Annotated in this window: 4 protein-coding genes and 1 pseudogene; all 5 read left to right on the top strand. The window is 72.0% G+C overall.

Annotated features, from left to right (window positions below; genetic code table 11):
* Positions 1-159, top strand: a pseudogene (locus ACZ7M2_RS52330) (3-oxoadipyl-CoA thiolase); the annotation flags it as partial.
* A gap of 307 nt (positions 160-466) precedes the next feature.
* Entirely contained in the window at positions 467-2,641 is a 2,175-nt protein-coding gene (locus tag ACZ7M2_RS52325; RefSeq protein ID WP_471601353.1) for a SpoIIE family protein phosphatase, read from the top strand.
* Between the two features lie 290 nt (positions 2,642-2,931).
* Positions 2,932-3,564, top strand: a complete 633-nt coding sequence (locus ACZ7M2_RS52320) for a TetR/AcrR family transcriptional regulator (protein ID WP_471601352.1) — start codon at positions 2,932-2,934, stop codon at positions 3,562-3,564.
* Positions 3,561-4,325 (top strand): SDR family NAD(P)-dependent oxidoreductase, encoded by a 765-nt coding sequence (locus ACZ7M2_RS52315; protein WP_471601351.1) that lies wholly within the window; start codon positions 3,561-3,563, stop codon positions 4,323-4,325. Before ACZ7M2_RS52320 ends, ACZ7M2_RS52315 begins: the two co-directional genes overlap by 4 nt.
* Before the next feature lie 145 nt (positions 4,326-4,470).
* Positions 4,471-5,349, top strand: coding sequence for an ABC transporter substrate-binding protein (locus tag ACZ7M2_RS52310; RefSeq protein ID WP_471601350.1), 879 nt, complete (start codon positions 4,471-4,473; stop codon positions 5,347-5,349).
* Positions 5,350-5,634: the final 285 nt, after the last annotated feature.

Genomic DNA, 5,634 nt, shown 5'->3' with positions numbered 1-5,634 from the left:
CAGGGCGGCGCGATCGCCCTCGGTCACCCCCTCGGCGCCTCCGGCGCCCGCCTCGCCGGCACCGTCGCCCACCAACTCGCCCGCAAGGGCACCGGAACCGGCATCGCCACCCTCTGCATCGGCGTCGGCCAGGGCCTCGCCCTCGTCCTCGAACGCTGACACGAATTCGCCCGCATCGGCGTCGGTCCCGGCTGCGACAGCTCCACCACTGCCTGCAGACCAGCGAACTGTTCGACGGACACATCACATTCCCCCCAACTGGCCCCAGCAGCTTGCCGACTTGACGCCATGAGACGTCTCAGCGAGCAGCGGCGACCGGGCGCGGACAGTGACGGTGCCGTGAGGGTCGAAGAGCACGGGGACTGGTCGTTCTTCGCCCTGGAGTACAGGGGCAGCGAAAGAGGTGACGGGCCCTGCAGCCGGGCCTCCCGCGCGGGGCCGGCCTGTGCGGACGTAGGGTGCTGGTATGTGCGCCATACGGGAAGACGGCGCCGCACAGCCCTACGGGTCCAGCCCCCCTTCGCCCGCCGAGTCGGTACGCCGGGCCGCGCTGGACCGGCTGCTGGAACTCACCGTGCGCGACACGGGCGTGCATGCGGGAGCGGTCTTCCTGCTGGCGCCCGACCGGCAGGCGCTGCGGCTGGAGGTGACCGCGGGCATCCCGGCGGAGTACCTCGCGCCCTGGTTCGGAATGGCGCTGTCCAGTCCCGTTCCGGTGGCCGAGGCGGTGCGCGAACGGAGGTTGGTCTGGCTCGGCGACCCCCAGGAGCTCGCCCGTCGATACCCGCGCACGGCGATCGCCCTGCCGTACCACCATGCGGTGGCAGCGGCGCCGATCCTCACCGGCACCACAGCCTGGGGCACGCTGCTGCTGATCTGGCCCGGCTCCGACACCGCCGGGCCCTCCGGTCCGAGCCCCGAGCGGGTCCGTGCCGCCGGTCGGCGCCTGGGGCGCTTGCTGCGTGACGCCGCCGGCACCGGCCACGCCGTCAGTCCCGGACCGGCACCACGCAGTCTGCCGCAGCCGCCCGCCCGCAAACGGAGGCCGGCCCAGGCGCAGGCCGCGGCGGACTTCGTCGAACGGCTGCCAGAGGGCAGCTGCTCCCTCGACCTCGAAGGCAGGTTCACCTACGTCAGCGCCACCGCCGCCGCCCTCCTCGGCGGCAGCGTCCCCGATCTGATCGGCACGCGCCCCTGGCAGTCCTTGCCCTGGTGCGCCGACCCGGCCTTCGAGGACCACTACCGCGCCGCCGTGGTCAGTCGGGAGCCCGGCTACTACACCGCCATGCCCGCGCCGGACCGGTGGCTCGCATTCGAGCTCTACCCCGACGGATCCGGAGTGAGCGTCCGTATCTCGCCGACCGACCCGGGCGGGGCCTCGCAGGCTGCGCCCGCCAGGACGGGGACGCCCCAGGGCGAGCCGATCCGCCTGGGCGAGGTCTACCGGGTGCTGCACCTGGCCGCCGCCCTCTCCGAAGCCGTGGGCGTGGGCGACGTGGTCGATCTGATCACCGAAGAGATGCTTCCGGCCTTCGGGGCCCGGACCGTGGCCCTGCTCGCGGCCGAGGACGGCCGCATGCGTGTCATCGGATGCCGCGGATACCACCCCCGGCTCCTGAAGCAATTCGAGGGAGCGCCACTGACCTGCCCGGCCCCCGCGGTCCAGGTCCTCGCCACCGGCGTGCCCAGCTTCTTCGCCACCTCCGAGGAGCTGTCCCGGACCTATCCGTCCGTCCCCCGCCAGGACGGTCTGCACGCCTGGGCCTTTCTGCCGCTGATCGCCTCCGGGCGCCCGGTGGGCTCGTGCATGCTCGCCTTCGACCGCCCCCGCCCTTTCCCCGCCCAGCAGCGGGTCGTCTTCACCGCACTCGCGGGACTGATCGCGCAGGCGCTGGAACGGGCCCGCCTGTACGACACCAGCAAGGAGCTCGCGCAGACCCTGCAGGCAGCCCTGCTCCCCGACTCGCTGCCCGACCTTCCGGGACTGGATGCGGCCGCCCGTTATCTGCCCAGCGTCCGCGGCATGGACATCGGCGGCGACTTCTACGACCTGGTCCGGGTGGACGACACCACCGCGGCCGCAGTCATCGGCGACGTCCAGGGTCACAACGCCACCGCCGCCGCGCTTGTGGGCCGAATCCACCCCGCCATCCGCTCCCAGGCCCTCGCCGGGGCCACGCCGGCGCATGCCCTCACGCAGGCCAACCGCCTGCTGGTCGACATGGACCCGGGCCGCTTCGTCAGCTGCCTGTACGCCCATCTCGACCTCGCACGCCGCCGGGCCGTCCTGGCCACTGCCGGGCATCCCCCGCCGGTTGTGCGCCACCCGGACGGACACGCCGCGGTCCTGGACCTGCCGCCCGGGCTGCTGCTCGGCATCGATCCCGACGCGGCCTATCCCTCCACCGGGATCCCGCTGGCGCCCGGCACCGTCCTCGCCCTGTACACCGACGGGCTCGTCGAGACTCCCGGGGTCGACCTGGACGACGCCATGAGCGGGCTCGCCGCCCAACTCGCCCGGGCCGCCTGGCCCCAGCCCATGGACCGACTCGCCACAGCCCTGATCGACCATGCGCGGCAGACCGCCACCCGGACGGACGACATCGCCCTGCTGCTCATCGGGCTCGCCACCGCCGGATAGGACACCCACAGGTCCGGCAGCCGCGGTGCCGCCGGGGCAAGGCTGCAGATCGACGCCGGGACGAGTGGTCGCCGAGCTGTGCGCCGTCCTGCGAGCCGGCATGGCCGGCAGCCGCAGGACATGCGGCCGGCGTCGATCACCCTCGTCGGCCCACCCGTGCGATCCGCTCCGGCCACGCAGTTCCGCACGCCCGGCATGCCTTGACAGCGGAGGGGCAGGAAGCCAGCATGGAAACTATGGAAACTAAAACAGTTTCGAAAGTTTCCGAGTCTGACGGGCAGCGTGCCGACGTGATCGTGGAGGCGGCCGGCCGGCTGTTCTTCGCGCCGGAGTTCGCGCGGGTGAGCATGGACGATCTCGCCCGTGAGCTCGGGATGAGCAAGAAAACGATCTACCGTCATTTCCCGGACAAACGCAGCCTGCTGACCGCGATGCTGGACCGGCAGTTCGCGGCGGTGGAGCGCACGCTGGCGGCGGCCCAGGACGCACAGGGGCAGCCGTTCGGTGTGCGGGTCCAGCGGTTTCTGATCGCGGCGGGCAGTGAACTCGGGCGGATCGGCGCGGCTCAGCTCGCGGCGGGACGGGGCGATGCGGTGCTGCGCCAGTACGTGGAGCAGCGCGTGGACACGGTGGTCTACCGGCGGCTCGACGAACTGTTTCGGGACGGGCACCAGCAGGGACTGCTGTCGGCGCCGCCCGAGCTGCTGAGTGAGATCACCCGCGGCGCGCTGGAGCGGCTGCTCACCTCGCAGCTGCCGCGCGAACTCGACCGGACCGCGGCCGATCTGCTGCGGGCGAGCGTCGACACCGTGCTCTACGGGGCGATCCGCCCCGCACACCCCGCACACCCCGGCCTCGGCGATGAACAACTCCGCGCGGTCATGCCGAGAGCCCGCGACGAGGAGCAGGAGGTGGGCCCATGACCGGGACAAGCGGCAGGGTGGCCTTGGTGACAGGGGCCAGCAGCGGAATCGGTGCGGCCACCGCGCGGCTGCTGGCCGCCCGGGGGATGCGCGTGGTGGTCAACTACCTCCGCAGCGGCACGGCGGCCGGGGAGATCGTGGCCGGCATCGAGGCCGCGGGCGGCCAGGCCATGGCCGTACAGGCCGACGTGCGCGAGGCGGCGGCGGTCGAGAGCATGGTCGGGCAGGTCCAGGCGGCGTGGGGCGGCGTCGACGTGCTCGTGCACAACGCGCTCATCCCGTATGTGGTCAAGTCGTTCCAGGACATGACGTGGGAAGAACTGGGCGGCAAGCTCGACGCCGAGATGCATGCGGCGTTCGCGGTCACCAAAGCCGTCCTGCCCGCCATGACCGAACAGGGCTGGGGACGCATCATCTACATCGGTACCGGCCTCAGCCGCCGGCCCCGGGAGCACATGATCGCGCTGGGCACCTCCAAGGCCGCACTGGAGCAGTTCGCCCGCTACCTCGCCCAGGAACTGGGCCCGCAGGGCATCACGGTCAACATCGTCGCGCCCGGCCCGGTGGAAGACACCCGCATGGCCCACATGACGGATGTGTTCGACGACGCCCACAAGCAGCGCCAGGTGGCCGCCACCCCGCTGGGCCGCCTGGCACACCCGGACGACGTCGCCCAGGCGGTCGCCTTCTACGCCGGCGAGGACAACGCCTTCATGACCGGCACCACGGCCGCGGTCAACGGCGGCATGTCCATGTACTGACGCCCCGCCGCCCTGTGACACGGGGCCATACCGTCCGGGTCCGGCCGTCGGCCGCACCGCTTTCCGGCACACCGTCACCTCAGCACCATGGGCCGCAGCGCCCTGCACGGGCACAGGGCGGCGACACGATCAAGGAAAGACATTCATGTACACGATCGATCTCGCCTACGTCGGGCGGGGCCTGCACGAGGAACTGGTCGCCCACATCGCCGACCAGCAGGGCTACTACGCCGACGAGGGCGTCCACGTCGCGCTGCGCGACGGCTGCTCCTGGGACGAGGAGCGGCTGCGCCGCGGCGCCACCATCGGGCTCGGCCGGGCACTGCTGTCCCGGCTGACCGACGGCATCCCCTGGGTCGCACTCCATGTCAACACCACCCGCCCGCTGTTCTGGTTCCTCGCCCGCCCCGGCCTGACCTCCCTGGCCGACCTGGCCGGCCGGCGGCTGGCGGTACACGCCCCCCGCACCGCACCCGGGTGCTTCACCAGGATCGTGCTGCGCCGGGCCGGCCTCGACCCGGACCGCGACATCCACACCGTCGTCCGCCCGCCCGGCGACTACGGCATGGACCTGCGCCGGCTGCACGAGGGCAGCATCGACGCCGCCCTGGTGGGCAGCACCATGGCACCGGAGGCGCTAGCCGCCGAGCACGGCTGGCAGGTACTGGCCTGGATCGGCGACCACTTCCAGATCCCCACCGTGGGCGTGGCCGTCGACCCCACCTACACCAAGCCGGACGACCCCGGGATCCAGGCCGTCGTACGAGCCCACCGGCGCGCCCTGCAGGTGATCCACGACGAACCCGACACCACGGTGCGGCACATGCAGACCTTCCTCGGCCGGCACACCGCGGACGAGGTCCGGGCCCACTACGAGACGTTCATCGCGCCGTACTTCACCACCGGCGGCCAGGCCGACCCCGCCGTCGGCGCCGGCGCGATCACCGCGGTCGCCACCGAACTCGGTGTCCCCGCCACCGTCACCGCAGCCGAGTTCTACCGCACCGCAGCCACCACACCCTAGGAGGCCGTCCGATGGGTCGCATGACTCGGCCCATCAGCACTCCGCAGGTGCTCGCTCCCGGTCAATGGGGCGACACCCCGCAGTTGGCCCTTGTGCCACGGGCCGCCACTGGCGCCCGCGGCAATGCAGAACAGTCAGTTCTGCACAAATCCTTAAAGAAGAGACAGGTAGGTACCTACCGAGTCGCACAATTGACTTGCTCCTCGGGCTGAAGCCCGAGGGTTCTGGCCTTCTCGTCCGCCCTGTGCCGCTACGCGGCACGGGGTTCGGGCGGGATTCCGTGGC

This window comes from Streptomyces sp. NPDC111507, assembly GCF_055638955.1.
The sequence above is the reverse complement of the archived record's forward strand: the minus strand, read 5'-3'. Positions and strand labels throughout refer to the sequence as shown.

Coding starts and splice junctions, on each gene's coding strand:
- ACZ7M2_RS52310 (WP_471601350.1), top strand. CDS start 4,471: ATGTACACGATCGATCTCGCCTACGTCGGGCGGGGCCTGCACGAGGAA.
- ACZ7M2_RS52325 (WP_471601353.1), top strand. CDS start 467: ATGTGCGCCATACGGGAAGACGGCGCCGCACAGCCCTACGGGTCCAGC.
- ACZ7M2_RS52315 (WP_471601351.1), top strand. CDS start 3,561: ATGACCGGGACAAGCGGCAGGGTGGCCTTGGTGACAGGGGCCAGCAGC.